The sequence below is a fragment of the Arcobacter suis CECT 7833 genome (genome assembly GCF_003544815.1).
Lineage (GTDB): Bacteria > Campylobacterota > Campylobacteria > Campylobacterales > Arcobacteraceae > Aliarcobacter > Aliarcobacter suis.
The window spans coordinates 745,157-763,147 of sequence record NZ_CP032100.1 but is presented as its reverse complement, the minus strand read 5'-3'; the positions used below and the strand labels follow the sequence as shown (position 1 = coordinate 763,147).

Annotated in this window: 18 protein-coding genes; 13 read left to right on the top strand and 5 right to left on the bottom strand. The window is 27.4% G+C overall.

All coding sequences use genetic code 11. The features are described 5' to 3' along the window. Positions 1-63: 63 nt before the first annotated feature. The 9 genes from ASUIS_RS03760 to ASUIS_RS03720 all read left to right on the top strand — a co-directional run bounded on the left by ASUIS_RS03760 (position 64) and on the right by ASUIS_RS03720 (position 9,826). The gene (locus tag ASUIS_RS03760) at positions 64-849 is read left to right on the top strand and encodes a pyridoxine 5'-phosphate synthase (protein ID WP_118885798.1); all 786 of its coding nucleotides are present in this window, start codon (positions 64-66) and stop codon (positions 847-849) included. Then, entirely contained in the window at positions 842-1,777 is a 936-nt protein-coding gene (gene pdxA / locus ASUIS_RS03755) for a 4-hydroxythreonine-4-phosphate dehydrogenase (protein ID WP_118885797.1), read from the top strand. Before ASUIS_RS03760 ends, pdxA begins: the two co-directional genes overlap by 8 nt. Before the next feature lie 47 nt (positions 1,778-1,824). After that, positions 1,825-2,841 carry an ATP-binding protein gene (locus ASUIS_RS03750; RefSeq protein ID WP_226799981.1) on the top strand — a complete coding sequence of 339 codons (1,017 nt, stop codon included), beginning with the start codon at positions 1,825-1,827 and terminating at the stop codon, positions 2,839-2,841. A 55-nt stretch (positions 2,842-2,896) separates the two neighbouring features. Further along, the gene (gene pyrH, locus ASUIS_RS03745; RefSeq protein ID WP_118885795.1) at positions 2,897-3,604 is read left to right on the top strand and encodes a UMP kinase; all 708 of its coding nucleotides are present in this window, start codon (positions 2,897-2,899) and stop codon (positions 3,602-3,604) included. A 28-nt stretch (positions 3,605-3,632) separates the two neighbouring features. Further along, on the top strand, positions 3,633-3,851 hold the full coding sequence (locus ASUIS_RS03740; RefSeq protein WP_118885794.1) for a DNA-directed RNA polymerase subunit omega: 219 nt from the start codon (positions 3,633-3,635) through the stop codon (positions 3,849-3,851). Between the two features lie 37 nt (positions 3,852-3,888). Next, positions 3,889-6,033, top strand: coding sequence for a RelA/SpoT family protein (locus ASUIS_RS03735; protein ID WP_118885793.1), 2,145 nt, complete (start codon positions 3,889-3,891; stop codon positions 6,031-6,033). Positions 6,034-6,051: 18 nt separating this feature from the next. Further along, entirely contained in the window at positions 6,052-7,260 is a 1,209-nt protein-coding gene (gene tyrS / locus ASUIS_RS03730; RefSeq protein WP_118885792.1) for a tyrosine--tRNA ligase, read from the top strand. An 11-nt stretch (positions 7,261-7,271) separates the two neighbouring features. Beyond that, a complete protein-coding gene (locus ASUIS_RS03725; protein ID WP_118885791.1) occupies positions 7,272-8,351 on the top strand; it encodes a nitronate monooxygenase in 1,080 nt (359 codons plus the stop codon). Positions 8,352-8,452: 101 nt separating this feature from the next. After that, positions 8,453-9,826 carry an N-acetylmuramoyl-L-alanine amidase family protein gene (locus ASUIS_RS03720; protein ID WP_118885790.1) on the top strand — a complete coding sequence of 458 codons (1,374 nt, stop codon included), beginning with the start codon at positions 8,453-8,455 and terminating at the stop codon, positions 9,824-9,826. Here ASUIS_RS03720 and ASUIS_RS03715 read toward each other — a convergent pair. From ASUIS_RS03715 to ASUIS_RS03700, 4 genes are read right to left on the bottom strand one after another with little or no spacing between them, the layout of a single operon-like run. Next, positions 9,789-10,235 carry an NUDIX domain-containing protein gene (locus ASUIS_RS03715; RefSeq protein WP_118885789.1) on the bottom strand — a complete coding sequence of 149 codons (447 nt, stop codon included), beginning with the start codon at positions 10,233-10,235 and terminating at the stop codon, positions 9,789-9,791. The genes ASUIS_RS03720 and ASUIS_RS03715 overlap by 38 nt on opposite strands. Before the next feature lie 12 nt (positions 10,236-10,247). Then, on the bottom strand, positions 10,248-11,315 hold the full coding sequence (locus tag ASUIS_RS03710) for an LptF/LptG family permease (RefSeq protein ID WP_118885788.1): 1,068 nt from the start codon (positions 11,313-11,315) through the stop codon (positions 10,248-10,250). Position 11,316: 1 nt separating this feature from the next. Then, entirely contained in the window at positions 11,317-11,868 is a 552-nt protein-coding gene (pth, locus tag ASUIS_RS03705; protein ID WP_118885787.1) for an aminoacyl-tRNA hydrolase, read from the bottom strand. Between the two features lie 10 nt (positions 11,869-11,878). Further along, on the bottom strand, positions 11,879-12,415 hold the full coding sequence (locus ASUIS_RS03700; protein ID WP_118885786.1) for a 50S ribosomal protein L25/general stress protein Ctc: 537 nt from the start codon (positions 12,413-12,415) through the stop codon (positions 11,879-11,881). A 154-nt stretch (positions 12,416-12,569) separates the two neighbouring features. Between ASUIS_RS03700 and folD the strand changes: the two genes are divergently transcribed. The 4 genes from folD to ASUIS_RS03680 all read left to right on the top strand — a co-directional run bounded on the left by folD (position 12,570) and on the right by ASUIS_RS03680 (position 16,013). Next, positions 12,570-13,430 (top strand): bifunctional methylenetetrahydrofolate dehydrogenase/methenyltetrahydrofolate cyclohydrolase FolD, encoded by an 861-nt coding sequence (gene folD, locus ASUIS_RS03695; RefSeq protein ID WP_118885785.1) that lies wholly within the window; start codon positions 12,570-12,572, stop codon positions 13,428-13,430. Then, positions 13,431-14,219: a signal peptidase I gene (gene lepB, locus ASUIS_RS03690; RefSeq protein ID WP_118885784.1), complete on the top strand. Its 789-nt coding sequence runs from the start codon at positions 13,431-13,433 to the stop codon at positions 14,217-14,219. It abuts the gene before it with no gap. Next, entirely contained in the window at positions 14,219-14,674 is a 456-nt protein-coding gene (rpiB, locus tag ASUIS_RS03685) for a ribose 5-phosphate isomerase B (RefSeq protein WP_118885783.1), read from the top strand. The genes lepB and rpiB overlap by 1 nt, the downstream gene beginning before the upstream one ends. 112 nt (positions 14,675-14,786) lie before the next feature. Further along, on the top strand, positions 14,787-16,013 hold the full coding sequence (locus ASUIS_RS03680; protein WP_118885782.1) for an HD domain-containing protein: 1,227 nt from the start codon (positions 14,787-14,789) through the stop codon (positions 16,011-16,013). A 10-nt stretch (positions 16,014-16,023) separates the two neighbouring features. On the opposite strand, the gene ASUIS_RS03675 is transcribed toward ASUIS_RS03680, so the two are convergent. Beyond that, complete coding sequence (locus ASUIS_RS03675; protein WP_118885781.1) at positions 16,024-17,973, bottom strand: TonB-dependent receptor plug domain-containing protein; 1,950 nt, start codon at positions 17,971-17,973, stop codon at positions 16,024-16,026. Between the last annotated feature and the right edge of the window lie 18 nt (positions 17,974-17,991).

The window sequence follows — 17,991 nt, the reverse complement described above, 5'->3', positions numbered from 1 at the left end:
AAGACTTCTTTATTTAATATTGGCTATTATTTCGTACTAAAAGCCAATATTAAAGGATACAAATTGTTACTTGGTGTAAATATTGACCACATTGCCGTTCTAAGAGAAGCTAGAAAAATCAACGACCCAAATCCCCTTGATGCCCTTGGAATTTGTAAACTCTCAGGTGCAGATCAAATCACAATTCATTTAAGAGAAGATAGACGACATATTCATGATAATGATGCAATTGCAATAATTCAACAATCAACACTACCAGTAAATTTAGAGTGTTCAATTAATAGTGATATTATTGATATTGTTTGTAAATTAAAACCTTCTCGAGCTACCTTAGTTCCTGAAAATAGAAATGAAGTTACAACTGAGGGTGGACTTGATGTAAAAGGAAACTTTGAAAAACTTCAAAAAGTAATAGATAAACTTCATGAAAATGAAATTGAAGTTTCATTATTTATTGATCCAAAGGAAGAGATTATTGAACTTTCAAAAGAACTTGAAGTTGAATGGGTTGAACTTCACACAGGAACTTTTGCAAATATTTATGCAATGTTAAATACAAATTTATCTCAAACTCATCACACAATCAAAGAGTTAGAATTAAGTAAAAATGAATTAAAAACTAAATTAAATAAATCTATTCAAGAGATTGAAACTTCATCAAAATTAGCAAAAAAACTAAACCTAAAAGTTGCAGCAGGGCACGGATTAAATTATCAAAATGTAAAACTAATTTCACAAATTCCGGAAGTTGAAGAACTAAATATTGGACAAAGTGTCATAGCTCGTTCTGTTTTTACAGGTTTAAGTCAAGCAATTATTGATATGAAAGAGTTAATTAAAAATGACTAATATTAAACCAAAAATTGCAATAAGCATCGGAGATTTAAATGGAATTGGAGTTGAAATAGCTCTAAAATGCCATGAAAAGATATCAAAAATTTGCCAACCAATTTATTGCATAAACGATATTATGCTAAAAAAAGCAAGTGATAAATTAAAAATAGAAATTCCAAAAGATTTTGAACTTTTTGAAACAAAAGGTGAATTTGAAATAAAAGCAGGAACTGTTTCAAAAAAAGCAGGAAAATACTCATATGATTCTTTTATGGATGCTATAAATTTAGCAGATAAAGAAAGAGTTGATGCAATTTGCACACTTCCAATTAACAAAGAATCGTGGAGTAAAGCAGATATAAAATACAAAGGTCATACCGAAGTTCTAAGGGATTATTTTGGTAAAAATGCCATTATGATGCTTGGTTGTAAAAAGATGTTTGTGGGACTTTTCACGGAACATATTCCTTTAAAAAAAGTTGCAAAAAAAGTAAATGAAGAAGATTTAACTAAATTTTTAATAGATTTTTACAAAAATGTGAAAAATGATAACATTGGAGTTTTAGGTTTAAATCCACATGCAAGTGATAATGGCGTTTTAGGTGATGAAGAAGTAGAAATTTTCAAAGCTATAAAAAAAGCAAATAAACATTTAGAAAAAAACATCTTCAAAGGTCCATTAGTTCCAGATACAGCATTTTCACCAGTTTCACGAAAAAATTATAAATATTTTGTTGCAATGTACCATGACCAAGGATTGGCTCCACTTAAAGCTCTTTATTTTGACCAAAGTATAAATGTAAGTCTAAATCTTCCAATAATTAGAACTTCAGTTGACCATGGAACTGCTTTTAATATTGCATATAAAAATGAAAAAATAAATACAAAAAGTTATGTAAATGCAATCAAAGAAGCAATTATTTTAATACAAAATAAAAGATGAGAACCCTAGAAGCTTGTTATGAAATTAACTTTTCAAAGGTTAATTTCATGGAGCGAAAAATTAAAATCACTGAACCTAAAACAATAATAAGTGGTGCTTTTAAAACAGGAAAAAGTTATCTTATTTATGACTTTTTATCTGCATTTAAACCAAAAGAGTATTTATATATTGATTTTTCTGATTTAAGAAATGATGTAATTGAAATCAAAGAAAATTTAGAAAAATTTCTTAAAATGAATGAAATATCTGTTTTAGTTTTAGAAAATTTTGCCTTTGATTTTGAACTTCCTTCTTGTGAAAATATAATTATTTCTACAAAAAATCCTGTAAATTTTAAAGGTTTTAAAAATTTAATAATTTCAGCTTTAGATTTTGAAGAGTATTTACTGCACGATAATCGACATCAAAATATAATTCAAAGTTTTAATAGTTTTCTAAAATTTGGAAATTTAGCAGAACTAATAAATTATGAAGACCATAAAAAAATAAATCGTTTACAAGAAATAATTGAACTTCAATGTAAAGATGAAACTCAATATGAGATTTTTAAAATTTTGATTGAAAATATTGATGAAAAAAAATCTCTTTTTCAACTATTCAACAATCTAAAATCTAAAATCAAAATATCTAAAGACAAATTTTATGAAACATGCAAAATTTATGAAAACAATAAATCAATCTATTTTTTACAAAAATATAATCAAGAAAAATCAGTAAAAAAAATATATGTTTATAATCACTCTTTTTTAAATGCAATTTCCCATGTAAAAAAGTTTAAAAATGAGTTTTCTAATATGATTTTTTTAGAATTAATTCATAAATATAAAGATATATATTATTTAGATAATATTGATTTTTATATCAAATCAAAAAATATAGCAATCATCCCTATTCCCTTTTTTAATAGATTTTTGATGAATAATGCTCTAAAAAAAATTATTAAAAATGCCCATGAATTTGATATAAATGAGATAAATATTATTACAATTTCTAACAATGAAAAAATTTCAGATTCTAAATTGAAAATAAATATTATTCCATTTTATGAATGGGCGTTAAGCTAAGTATTTGTTAATGATTTTTTAGATAAAATCCAAAAATTATAGAAGGATATGCATAATGAACAAAAGAGTACTTGTAAAATTTTCTGGTGAAGCATTGGCTGGTGCTGAAGGTTATGGTATTGATACTCAAATATTAGATTATATTGCGGAAGAGATAAAAAGTTTAGTAGAAAATGGTATAGAAGTTGGTATAGTGATTGGTGGTGGAAATATAATCAGAGGAGTAACAGCAGCAGCTGATGGTGTTATTAAAAGAACAAGTGCTGATTATATGGGTATGCTTGGAACTGTAATCAATGGTATTGCTATGCAAGAAGCATTAGAATACAAAGGTTTAAGTGCAAGATTACAAACAGCTATCAAAATGGAACAAATAGCTGAACCATTTATTGTAAGAAAAGCAATGAGACACCTTGAAAAAGGAAGAGTTGTAATTTTTGGAGCAGGAACTGGAAATCCTTATTTTACAACTGATACAGGAGCAACTTTAAGAGCAACTGAAATTGGAGCTTCAATGTTAATTAAAGCTACAAAAGTTGATGGGGTATATGATAGAGATCCAATGAAATATCCAGATGCTAAGAAATTAGATACTTTATCTTATGATAGAGCTTTAGAAGACCATATAAAAGTTATGGATGACACTGCAATTGCACTTGCAAAAGATAATAAACTTCCAATTGTTGTTGCAAACATGAGTGAAAAAGGTAATTTACTAAAAATCATTCAAGGTGATTATAGTAGATGTTCGATAGTTAGATAGATAATTAAATACCAATAAGGAATAATTTATGATGAGATTAGAAGAAAGAATATCAAAAGCTTTAAAACAAGTTGATAACGATAGATATATTTTAGCGATTGCTGTTGGGCAAAGAGCTGATGAATTAAGTAAAGGTGCAAAACCTTTATTAGAACACAATACTCAAAAAATGAAATATACTGATATTGCAATTGATGAAATTGCAAGTGGTTTATTAAGAATCGAAGGTTTTGTAGACAAAAAATAGAGATAAGCCAAAAGCTTATCTCTAAGTCTTAATAATTATGGATCCATTTATCAAAGAAATTCAACAAATAAACACTGTTGAAGATGCAATTAACAAACTAAATACTCAAACTGAAATATCTCAAAAACTAAATGACATAATTAATTTCGTAATAGAAGCCCATGAAGGTCAATATAGAAAAAGTGGTGAACCATATTGTGTTCATCCAATTTTAGTGGCCTCAATTACAGCACATTTTTCAAAAGATGAAGCCATCATTGCAACAGCTTTGTTACATGATGTTGTAGAAGATACAAAATATTCTTTAGATTTTATTAAAGAAAAATGGGGCAGTGATATTGCTCATATGGTTGATGGATTAACTAAAATTGTTGAAATTAGAGAACATGAATTTATTGCTTCTAGTGATGCAAGTGATACTAAAATAATATCCTCTGCTTTAACATTTAGAAAAATGCTAATAGCTTCAATAGATGATGTTAGAGTTTTAATTGTAAAACTTTGTGATAGATTACATAACATGCTTACATTAAGTGTTTTACCTGCAAATAAACAAAAAAGAATTGCTGAAGAAACATTGGTTGTTTATGTTCCAATTGCAAATAGATTAGGAATTTCAACACTTAAAAATGCTTTAGAAGATTTAGCATTTTTTTACATTTATCCAAATGAATATAAAAAAATTGATAACTTTTTAAAAGAACAACAAAGTGCGATGCAACTTACTTTTAACACATTCATTTCTACAACAAAAAATCTTTTGGAAAAAAATGGTTATGATTTAGAAAAAATTAAAATTTATAGTAGGATTAAACATCATTATTCAATCTATTTAAAGATGCAAAGAAAAGGAATTTCTATTGATGAAGTTTTAGATTTATTTGCAATTAGAATTTTGGTTGAAGAAGATATTGATTGTTATAAAGTTTTAGGATATATGCATTTAGAATTTAAACCTTTAATATCAAGATTTAAAGATTATGTTGCAACTCCAAAAGAAAATGGTTATCAAACTATCCATACCACTGTTTTTTATAATTCAAAAATTTATGAAATTCAAATTCGTTCTTTTGAAATGAATAAAATTGCAGAGTTTGGAATTGCAGCCCATTGGAAATATAAAACTGGTGCAAAAAATACTACAAATCTTAATTGGTTAAAATCTTTGGAATTTTCAAATGAAAATGTAGAAGAATTTTATCAAGAAACAAAAGATAATTTATATACTCAAGAAATGATAGTATATTCTCCAAAAGGTGAAGTATTCACTCTACCAGTTGGTGCAACAGCTTATGATTTTGCTTTTGCTGTTCATACAAATATAGGAAAACGTGCAATTGCTTGTTATATAAATAAAATTAAAAAACCTCTTTTAACTGAATTAAAAAGTACTGATATAGTATCTATTGAATTAGGAAAAGATACTATTGTTAGATGTTCTTGGATAGATATGGTAAAAACTTCAAGAGCAAAAAAACAGATTAAATTTTTATGTACGCATAGACAAAAAGAAATTGATGAATTATCAGGAAAAAATATTATAAATACAGTTTTTTCTAGATATTCAGATGATATAACAAAAATATATCCTATTGAATCACCACATAAAGTGCCACAAATTTTAGACTTTTTTAAACATACAAAACAAATTATTGAAAAGAAAATAGTAAGTTATAAAGGGTTAATGACTAGATTTAAAATTTTAACTAGCAAAATTAAAGAATCTAAGTTCGATAACGTCTTAATATATTCAAATTTCAGTATAAGTTCTGTATCATTTGACCACTGTTGTCATCCAAAGTTTGGTGATGATATTGTTGCATTTAAAAATGGAAATGAAGCTATAATTCATCACAAAATGTGTGATAAAGCCTACGATAAAATTAAAACAAATCAACAAATGCTTTTTTGTAAATGGACAAAAGATACAGTTTATCAATATAAAATGGTAATTAGTATTCCAAATACAAAAGGTGAATTAGCAAAAGTATTAACTTATATGGCTGAATATGAATTTTATATATTAGGAGTAGAGTTCGGAAGACAACCTCACTCGTATATACAATACTGTTACATTGAGTTTGAAATAAATAAATCAAATATAGAAGATGTTAGAAAAATAATAGAAAGAAAAGTAAAAGTTATAGAGTTTTATTCAAAAAAAGATGCCTATAACAAATAATTAAAGGGTAAAAAGTTAATGGAAAAAAGAGTTCAAGAAGCATTAAACGAGATAAAAAGAGGAACTTCTGAAATTATCGATATTGAAGCAATAGAAAAACTTATAAAAAAATTTTTTGAAACGGGTGAAAATTTTTTCGTAAAAGCTGGATTTGATCCAACTGCTCCTGATTTACATTTAGGGCATACAGTTCTAATTCAAAAACTAGCAACTTTCCAAAAGTTCGGAGGAATTATTCAATTTTTAATTGGAGATTTTACAGCAACTATTGGAGATCCTACCGGGAAAAGTGAAACTAGAAAAGTGTTAAGCAGTGAACAAGTATTAAATAATGCAGAAACTTATAAAGAACAAGTTTTTAAAATTTTAGATCCTAAAAAAACACAAGTAATGTTTAATAGCCAATGGTTGAAAGAATTAGGAACTGGTGGACTTATTGCTCTTGCTTCAAACTTAACAGTTGCTAGAATGCTTGAACGTGATGATTTTTCGAAAAGATATGCATCAAATGCTCCTATTGCTTTAAGTGAATTTACATATCCATTATTACAAGGATATGATTCAGTTGCTATGAATACTGATATTGAACTTGGTGGAACAGATCAAAAATTCAATCTTTTGATGGGAAGAACTTTACAAAAAGCTTATAACTGTAAAAAACAACAAGCAGTTTTAATGATGCCTATTCTAGAAGGTCTTGATGGTGTTCAAAAAATGTCAAAATCATTGGGAAATTACATTGGTGTAACCGATGAGCCTTTTGATATGTTTGGGAAAATTCTTTCAATTAGTGATGAATTAATGTGGAGATATTTTGAACTTTTATCATCAAAATCTTTAAAAGAGATTGAAGAAATTAAAGAAGGTGTAAATAATGAAACTTTACATCCTAAAAAAGTAAAAGAATCTCTTGCTATGGAAATAGTTGAAAGATTTCATGGAAATGGTGAAGGTGAAAAAGCAAAAGCAGAATTTGAAAAAGTTTTTGCAAAAAAAGACATTCCAACAGATATGGCAGAATTTACGTTTGAAGCTCCAATTTGGATTTGTCAAGCGTTAGTTGATTGTAAATTAGTTGATTCAACTTCACAGGCTAGACGAGATATAAAAGCAAATGCAGTATCAATAAATCAAGAAAAAATAGATGATGATAAATTAAATCTACAAAATGGTGAGTATATTTTACAAAAAGGTAAAAAAAATTTCGCTAAGATAATAATAAAATAGAAAGGCTAGTTGTGAGAATAGGAAAATACGAGATAAAACATCCAATTATTCAAGGTGGAATGGGTGTAGGAATTAGCTGGGATCAATTAGCAGGAAATGTAAGTTTAGAAGGCGGATTAGGTGTAATATCTGCTGTTGGAACAGGCTATTATAAAAATATAAGTGAAAATATTCATATCGTAACAAAAAAAGATAAACCAAAAGATGTTATAAATTTTTATAATAGAGAATCACTTTTTGAAATAATTGCCAATGCAAGAAAAATTTGTGGAAATGCTCCACTTGCATGTAATATTTTATATGCAATTAATGATTATGGAAGAGTAGTACGTGATGCTTGTGAAGCAGGTGCTAATATTATTATTACAGGGGCTGGATTGCCTACTAATATGCCTGAATTTACAAAAGACTTTCCAGATGTTGCGCTTGTTCCTATTGTTTCAAGTGCTAGGGCTTTAAAATTAATCTGCAAAAAATGGCAAAGATATAATAAACTTCCTGATGCAATAATTGTTGAAGGTCCTTTAAGTGGTGGACATCAAGGATTTACTTACGAACAATGTACTCAAGAAGAATTTCAATTAGAAAATATTATTAGTCCTGTTATTGAAGAAGCTAAAAATTGGGGAGATATTCCAATAATTGCAGCTGGTGGAATTTGGGATAAAAAAGATATTGATAAATTTTTAGCTATGGGTTGTTCTGGTGTTCAAATGGCAACTAGATTTATAGGAACTTTTGAATGTGATGCGGATGCTAAATTTAAAAATGTTTTATTAAATGCAAAAGCTGAAGATATACAGCTAATGAAATCTCCTGTTGGACTTCCAGCAAGGGGTGTTATGACAAATTTACAATTTTCTATTGAAAATAAAACTGCTCCAAAAGTTCAATGTATATCAAATTGTGTAGCTCCATGTAATAGAGGTCATGAAGCGAAAATTGTTGGTTATTGTATTGCAGATAGATTAGGTGCCGCATATCAAGGTGATGTAGATACAGGATTATTCTTTTCAGGTTCAAACGGATACAGAATTGAAAAAATTATTTCTGTAAAAGAGCTAATGGAAAAATTAACGAAAGGAGAATAAAAATTTTAAAAAAATTTTTTATTCTAACCATTCTAACTTTTAACTTACTAATTGCAGCAGAGCCAATTGGTAAGTTAAATGAACAATATCATTCATCAAAAATGAACTACTTAAAAGCTGTTATGCAAAATGATGAACAGTTAAAAATCAATGAACTAAAAAATATTATAAGTATTGGTGAAAAATTAAAAAAAGATGTTAGACCAGATAAAAAGAAACTTGAAATTTTATTGGGTAGACAAATTACTACAAATTCAAAAAGTAATCAAACAGTTTCAACAAATAATATTGAAAAAAGTCGAGTTCAAGAAAAAACTAATACAAAAATTGAGCTTGAGAATAATGTACAAAATATTGAACCAGCAAATATAGATACAATAAATCCTATTCGTTCAATTTCTACAAATGGAAATAAAATAATTATTAAATTTAATAGAAATTATGTTAAAAATGATATAAAACAAACTTCTCAAAAAATTGCTAACAATTATGTATATTCTTTTGATATATCAGGTAAATACAAATATACAATCCCAACAAAATTAGAAATTGATAATATAGATAATATTAGTGTTAATGACAATAAAGATAGTGTTAATATTAAGATTTCAAATAAAGAAAATACAAAAATAACATATTCCTTAGCTTCTAGAGAATTAATTATAAATATTAATAATCAATCAGTAAATACCAATACAACTCCGGTAGTTAATAAAAAAGAAGTTATTAAACCTAATGAAATACCATCAACTCTTCCAGCATCAATCTCTTCTTCAATTGGTACAGAATCTAAAAGAAATAAAGTTATTGTACTTGATGCTGGGCATGGAGCAGATGATGTAGGTGCAGTTGGACCAAATAAAAGATATGAAAAAGTCATTAATTTAAATGTTACAAAATATTTAGGAGCGATTTTAAAACAAAGAGGATATACCGTATATTTAACAAGGGATAATGATACATTTATTAAAGTTATGGATAGAACAATTTTAGCAAATGAAAAAAATGCTGATTTATTTATATCAATTCATACAAATGCTGTTCCTAAAGAAAAAGCAAATGAGGTTGATGGAATAGAAACATTTTTCTTAAGTCCAGCAAGAAGTGAAAGAGCTAAAAGAGTTGCTGCACTAGAAAATAAAACAGATATTAGAGAAATGAGTAATTCTTCGAAGGATGTATTTTTAGAATCTTTAAATCGTCCAAGAATTACAGCTTCACATAAATTTGCAATTGATGTTCAAGCAGGACTTTTACAATCAACGAGAAGCAAATATAAAGATGTAAAAGATTCAGGAGTAAGAGAAGGACCATTTTGGGTACTTGTAGGTGCACAAATGCCTTCTATTTTAGTAGAACTAGGATACGTTTCTCACCCAACTGAAAGTAAAAGATTGTATGATAAAGCTTATCAACAACTATTAGCAAATGGAATTGCTAATGGTGTAGATTCTTACTTTTCAAAAAATCCTTAATATCTTTTATTAGCGTTATTTGTTTATTTTTAATTCTTGGTAAATTACTTAAAGAAAAAAATTTAACCTTTGAGTTTTCCCAAGATAAATAATTATTTTTCAAAGTATCTTCTACAAAATATTGTTCTAAGTTATCAATATTATTTGCATTTACCAACCAAATTCCAACATCTTTATCTATATTTATCTGTTCAAAATAGTTTTCAAAAAGAGCTATTTCAACAGCAATTGAACTCTCTTCATAAAACTCTCTTTTAGCGCATTCATAAGCTGTTTCATTGCTGTTTTTTGTACCTTTTAAACAGCCCCATTTATCTTTACTTGCAACAGATTTACATAATAATATTTTTATATCATTACCTTTTACAAGATAAGGAACTACTCCATATGATTTTATATGAGATCTCATTTTTAGCCTTAATTAAGAATTGATTTTTTTATTGTAAAAATAGATAGAAATAAGTACCCAAAAGAACATTGGCAATAAAATTGATACTTCAGGGATAATAACTCCCCCATTTGTGAATTTAAATAAAATAAAGAAAATACCCCAAATAATCAATGTTCCAAATATTGAAATAGAAGTAAATTTTCCTATATTAAAAAATCTACTATTCAATGATGCATAAGCAAAAATCAATAAAATAAGAGGTATTACAAAAAATGGAACTACTAATTGGTTATATAAAACACTTCTTATTTTATCTGTATTTATACCTTGTTCTTTTAATAAAATTACTGCAGAAATTGCATCAAAAATTGAAAAATCTGATTTACTTTCATAAACATTATCTAAAATTTTTGGTTTAAATCCATCTAAAGTATGTAAAAATTTTTCATATCTAATATCTAATTTAGAACTATCAACATTTAAATCTTTTGGCTTTTCTATTATTTTAACATTTAAAACATACCATCTATTATTTTGGAAATATGCTTTTTCACCAATTATAGTTTCAATTACATCTTTTCCTGAAACTCTAAAAATATGAATATCTTCAGCTTTTTTTTCCAATGGCAATAACTTTTTAAAATATATATAATAATCATTATATTTTAAAAAAATATCACTTTTAGTATTTGTAAAATATTCATTATCTAAAATTTTCTTTTTTTGATCATAAGAGTATGCTAAAGGAGTCATTTGAAGAAAAATAAGTAATGATAATAAGAATATTGATATATTAATTACGGGTAAAAAGATCTTTTTATTTGTTGCACCTATTGCATTAAAAGCAACAAATTCATTGTTTCTAATAAACACAACTAAAGTAATAATCCAACCAAAAACAATTGATAAAGGAAGTGCAAGTGTTAATGTAAAAAAAGCATTATATAACACATACAAAAGTTGTAAATTTGCTGATTGGGGAATATTTTTGAAATTTTGTAAAAAATCAATACCTATAAAAAAGATTTCCAATGAAATAAGAACAATAATAAAGTTAATTAAGTATTTTTTTAAAATATATCGGGTTAATATGCTCATCTTACTTCAATGTAAACTTAGATTTTACTTGTTCTATATCTTCACTTTTTAGTGCTTTTATAGCATTTATAATGTGGGGTATTATATCTTGTAGTTTGTTTAATTCTTCTTTTGAAAAGTTATTTAAAACATAATTAGCAACATCTGATTTATCTTGAGGTTTTCCAACACCAATTCTTACACGAATGTATTCTTTTCCAATATGTGCATCAATTGATCTTAAACCATTATGACCACCATGTCCACCACCAATTTTAAACTTTACAGCTCCAAATGGTAAGTCTATATCATCATGAATTACAATAATATCTTCCATTCCTAATTTATAATATTCTTTAATAGCATGAACTGCCATTCCTGAGTTATTCATAAAAGTAGTTGGTTTTGAATATAAATCATAGGCTGATTTCTCTAGTGTAGAATGAAAATTTGATTTTTGGATATTTGAAGTTGTAAGACTTTTGGTTATCTCATCGATAACCATAAATCCTACATTATGTCTTGTCAATTGGTATTTTTCACCAATATTTCCAAGACCTACAATTAAATGCATTTTATTAAAACTATTTAGCTTTAATTATACCAACAACTGGAACTCTTGGATCTAAGAAACACTCTAAAGTTTCAGGTAATGTTAAATCTCTAATTAAGATATTATCACCTGTATCTAAGTCTGATACATCTAAAGTTATGTCATTTGGTAAATTTTCTAATGTACATCTAACAGGTACTCTTTTAGTATGAATCATTAAAAGACCTTTATTTTTAAGACCTTTTGCAATACCAGTAGTTTTAACTGGAATTTTATATGCAGTTTTAACACCCGCTTGAGCAACCATTAAATCAACATGTAATAACTCAGAAGTTAATGGACATTTTTGATATTCTTGAACTACAACTTTTACGATGTTTCCAGAAAGATTAACATCAAATGCTAATGTTTCTTTATTTCTTAAAAATTTGATGAATTCATTTTTTTTGAATGCCGCTGAAATATTTTCTAAACCTTTACCATAGATATTTGCAATTAAATACCCATTTCTTCTTAAAGTTTTAGTAGCTTGTTTTGTCATACTATCTCTGATGATACCCTCTAACATAACGTTTCCTTTGTTTTTAAATTTAGGGCAGGATTATATAAAAAGTTTTCTAAATATAAGTTTAAGTTTGTATTAATTTTTTATTTAACTTTTATTAATTGATTTTTAGATAATATAATTTCTTAATATAAATACAAAATAAGGTAAAAATCCGATGATATTATTAGATGGAAAAGCATTATCTGAAAAAATCAAAGAAGAAGTTAAAGTTGAAGTAGCTCAACTGGTAGAAGAAAAACAAATCACTCCAGGTTTAGCTGTTATTTTAGTTGGAAATGACGCAGCAAGTGCAACTTATGTTGCGAGTAAAGCAAAATCTTGTAAGAATGCTGGTATTTATTCAGTTGTACATGAAATGCCTGAAAGTATAACACAAGAAGAGTTACTTGAAACTATACAAAGAATGAATGAAAATCCAAAACTTGATGGTATTTTAGTTCAACTTCCTCTTCCAAAACATATAGATACAACAATAGTTCTTGAAGCTATTAATCCTTTAAAAGATGTAGATGGATTTCATCCTTACAATGTAGGAAGAATGGTTTCAAATCTTGATGCATTTTTACCTGCAACTCCATTTGGTGTTATGAGAATGTTCCAAGAGTATGGAATCGAATTAAGTGGAAAAAATGTAGTTGTAATTGGAAGTAGCGATATTGTTGGAAAACCAATGGCATCATTACTTATCAATGCAAAAGCAACAGTAACTGTTTGTAATTCAAGAACTAAAGATTTAAAAGCACATACACTTGCAGCTGATATTGTTGTTATTGCTGTTGGAGTTCCATTACTTTTAAAAGCTGATATGGTAAAAGATGGTGCAATTGTTATTGATGTGGGAATCAATAGACTTGATACTGGAAAATTAGTTGGAGATGCTGATTTTGAAAGTTTAAAAGAAAAATGCTCACACTTAACTCCAGTTCCAGGTGGAGTTGGACCCATGACTATTGGAATGCTTTTAAAAAATACAATAAAAGCTGCAAAATTAAGAGAAAAAAGAGAAACAAAATAAATGTTAAAAAAAATTTACAATTGGTCTTCTTCATGGACTGGAACAATAATAATAGTTCTTGGGATAATATTTTTTGTTGCACAAGCTTTCGTAATACCAAGTGGAAGTATGAAAAATACACTTTTGATTGGTGACATGCTTTTTGTAAAAAAATTTGCTTATGGAATCCCAACTCCAAGAATTCCTTGGCTTGAAATAAAAGTTTTACCTGATTTTAATGGTAATGGTCACTTAATTGAAGGCGAAAGACCAAAAAGAGGTGATATTGTAGTTTTTAGATACCCAAAAAATGAAACTATTCACTATGTAAAAAGAGCAGTTGCAACAGCTGGAGATTTAGTTGCAATTAAAGATAAATATCTTTTACTTCATCCAAAAGAAGGAAATGAGTTTGTAAAAGCAAATTATCCAAAAGAAAATATTGTTGAAGTTGGAGATAAACTTTGGGTTGTAAATCCATATAGTAAAGAACATCCAGGAATTCACAATGATGAAAATGTTGTAGATAATGGATTAAATCCAAGTGAATTATTTAATATGTCTCCAATTGTAGTACCAGAAGATGAAACATTTATGATGGGCGATAATAGAGACCATTCAAATGATTCAAGATTTTGGGGAACTGTAAACTATAAATATATAGTTGGAACACCTTGGTTTATATATTTTTCTTGGGATGATAATAAAGAAATTCGATGGGATAGAGTTTTAAAAAGTGTTGAAACATTAGAAAAAACAGTTGATTTTGAAAAACTTAAAAAAATTGAACATCAAGAGGGAATTTACTAATGAAATATTTTATTGGTGCAGATCATGCAGGAATAGATATAAAAGATTATGTTAAAGAGCTTTTTGAAGAAAGAGGTCATGAAGTAGTTGACTTAGGACCTTTTAGTAAAGATAGAGTTGATTACCCAGATTATGCTGCAAAAGTTTGTAAAAAAGTTCTTGAAAATGAAGGAACTATGGGAATATTAATTTGTGGTTCAGGACTTGGAATGAGTATGGCTGCAAATAAATTTGATGGAATAAGAGCAGCACTTTGTCACAATGAATATAGTGCAAGAATGGCTAGAAAACACAACGATGCAAATGTTATTTGTTTAGGAGAGCGAGTTTCTGGTCATGGAATGATTGAAGCTATAATCAAATCTTGGGACAAAGCAGAATTTGAAGGTGGAAGACACCAAGGACGAGTTGAGAAAGTTAATGCTTTAGGAAAAATTGGAAGTTGTAGGGGTTAATTTTGAGTGATTGGCAAGTATATTTAATGATGTTTGTAATTGTAAGTCTCATGTTACTTGGTAAAAAGATGATGTTTTTTGATGATACAAAAAAAGATAAATAGGAACTAAATTGATAAATCCAAGAATTATAGATTATATTTTTTCATCAGCTTCAATTCAAAGATGGAATGATTATCCAAGAATGGTTGAACTTGTTGAACTTGATAAACAAGCACATAAATTTATAATTGCATATTTTATAGCAAAACTTGAAAATGATATAAACTACACTCATTTAATTGAAGCTGGTATTTTTGAGTTTTTAAGACGAGTGGTTGTAACTGATATTAGACCTGATGTTTTTAGAAAAGCTTTACAAAAAAAATCAAAAGAGATTAATGCTTGGGTTATTTCAAAATTAAGTCCATCTATAAAAGATATAGATAATGGAAATTTTTTACAAAAATTTGAAGAGTATTTAACAAATCCTGAAATGTACAAAAAAGAAAGATTTATACTAAAAGCTGCTTCTTATTTAGCAACAAAATGGGAATTTTCTATTGTTTATCAAACAAGCCAGTTTTTAAATGATATTGAAGATGTAAAAAAAAGTGTTGATGAAGAACTTGAAGATTATTATGAATTAATTGGTGTAAGAAAAATTGCTTTAAATAAAAAACTTGGAAAAATCATTGATTTAAGTGGAAGATTAAGATTTCAAAAAAGATGGGCACAAACACCAAGAATTCCTGAAACTTCAGTTTTAGGACATATGCTTACAGTTGCAATTTTTGGATATTTTTTCTCACTTGAAGTAAATGCTTGTGATAAAAGATTACAAAATAACTTCTTTACAGCACTTTTCCATGATTTACCTGAAGCTCTAACCCGAGATATTATCACACCCGTAAAATATTGTGTTGATGAGTTATCAGATATTATAGCAGAGTATGAAATTGAAAAAATTCAAGAGAGCATTTTGCCAAATATTCCAGAAGTTTTACATGATGAATTTTCTTATATTTTAGGTCTTTATGATGGAATAAAAGAAGAGTTCCAAAATAAAATCTATGAAGACAAAATCCAAATTGTAGAAGATGTTTCAAAATATAACTCAAATAAATATAATGCCATTGATGGACTTGCGCTTAAACAATGTGATAAATTATCAGCCTTTGTGGAAGCTAGTTTATCAATTTCACATGGTATAAAATCAAAAGAGTTAATAAGTGGTAAAAAAGAGATTTTAAAAGGTTTAAAAGTAGTTCAAGGAGTTGATTTTAAAGCAATTGCTACACAAATTGACTATGAGTTTGGAACAACTGGACAAACACAAGTTCGAATGGAATTTGATTAAAATATAGCTTTTAAAAGCTATATTTTAAATTTACATATCCATATCTTCCTGGGTCGTTGAATAATATTCTTTCATTATTAACTGTTAAATAAGTTATATCTTGATAAGTATTTGTTGAAGCATAAGTTTTATCTAATACATTATCTACTCCAAGAGTTAAACCAATATTTTTATGTAACTGATTAGTATATTTTAAATTAAATACTGCATATCCACCTAATTCTTGTTCTCGTGCTGAACTATCATAGCTATCCCAAGAATCAACAGCAACTGCTTCAACCGTATATTTTGATTTATCCATTTCATAATTTAAAGCTAAATTTCCTTTTAAAGGTGGAATTTCTGCTAAATCTTTATCATTTCCAGTGAATTCACCATCTTTTTTACCTCTTTGATAAGCCATTCCATAATCAAGTGAAAAATTCTCTGTCATAAAATAAAATCCACTAACATCCAATCCATATATTTTTGCATCAATATTCTCAAAAGTCCCACTATTGTAAATATAATCTTTTAACACTGAATAAAATAGTTTTGGTCTGATATTAAATGTTCCTATTGTTTTATCAAAACCTACATCTGCTTCATAATTTTTTGTTTGATCTAAAGTTGAATTTCCAGCTGTACTATGATAAAGTTCTCTTGCATCTGGAACTCTTGAAGATTTTCCAACTCCTGCAAAATATTTTGTATTTTCATCAATATTATAAATACCAAAAACATTTGCATTTAATCCAACATATTTTTTATCTTCAGGATTAATTGCTTTACTTGTATCAACATCTGTATAATCGTATCTTGTTCCAAACTCTAAATCTAACTGACCAAATGATTTCTCAATTTTTGAGAATATTGCTTTATTTGTAGTATCTGATGATGGAATACTTGGCGTTGCTGTATCAACAGCTCTCCAGTTTCTAATACTTGTATCTAATCCAACTGTTACCAAAGAATCTGCAACTTCTATACTATTTTTTACTTTACTTCCCCAAATAGATGTTTTTAATCGACTTACCATTGGAGCCATTGTCATCATTGAAGTTGGTGTCATTTTTCTATTTCTAAGAGTTGTACTCATAGGATGATCAACATCTGAATAATAATAATCTAAATTTAACTCTTTAGAAAAATTTCCTAAATTTCTAGCTGTATATCCAAGTGTATAAATATTTGAATCATCATAATCAGCATCCATTGAACCAGTTGGATATAAAATATTATCACTTCTATTTGCTGTATATGAAAGTTTTATTTCTTGGTCGTCATTGATGTTAAATTGACCTTTTGTTAAAAGAGTTTTTTTCTCAAATGCTTTTTGTTTAGTATTTGAGTATTGGTTTGAATATGGAACATTTTTTTCTATTTGTTGTTCAGAAAAATCATCTCCATTTCCATCTTTATATTGGTCACCCTCTTCTGTTGAAGTTGATACTAAAAGTTTAAATCTATCAGTTCCACCACTAACTGTTGCACTAGCTTTTTTGTATCCAAAACTACCAGCATTTAGATTAATTTCACCATGAACATCTTTTGTTGGTTCTTTTGTTTCTACTTTTACAAGTCCACTTAATGTTCCAAAGTTTTCAACATCATAAGGACCTTCGATTACTTTTACACTTTGAATATTGTTTGTTAATACATGAGAAGTTGCAGGATCCATTCTATTTGGACAAGCTCCGTAGATTTTAGCATCATCAAGTAAGATATTAATATTATCTTTTTTTTGCCCTCTTAAAATAATATCATTTGCAATTCCACTTCTTCTTACAATTGAAATTGATGGAACATTTTTACTCAAAGCTTCAGCTAAATCAGCACTTTTAATTTGTTCATCACTTACATCTTTTACTATTTTTGAGTTCGCAGTTTCAACTACACTAATTGTGTCTAAACTTGTAACTTCACTTGCATTTAACAAAACAGCTGTTGTTACAAGTGATAAAGAGATAAATCTTTTCATAAATTTGCCTTGTATTAA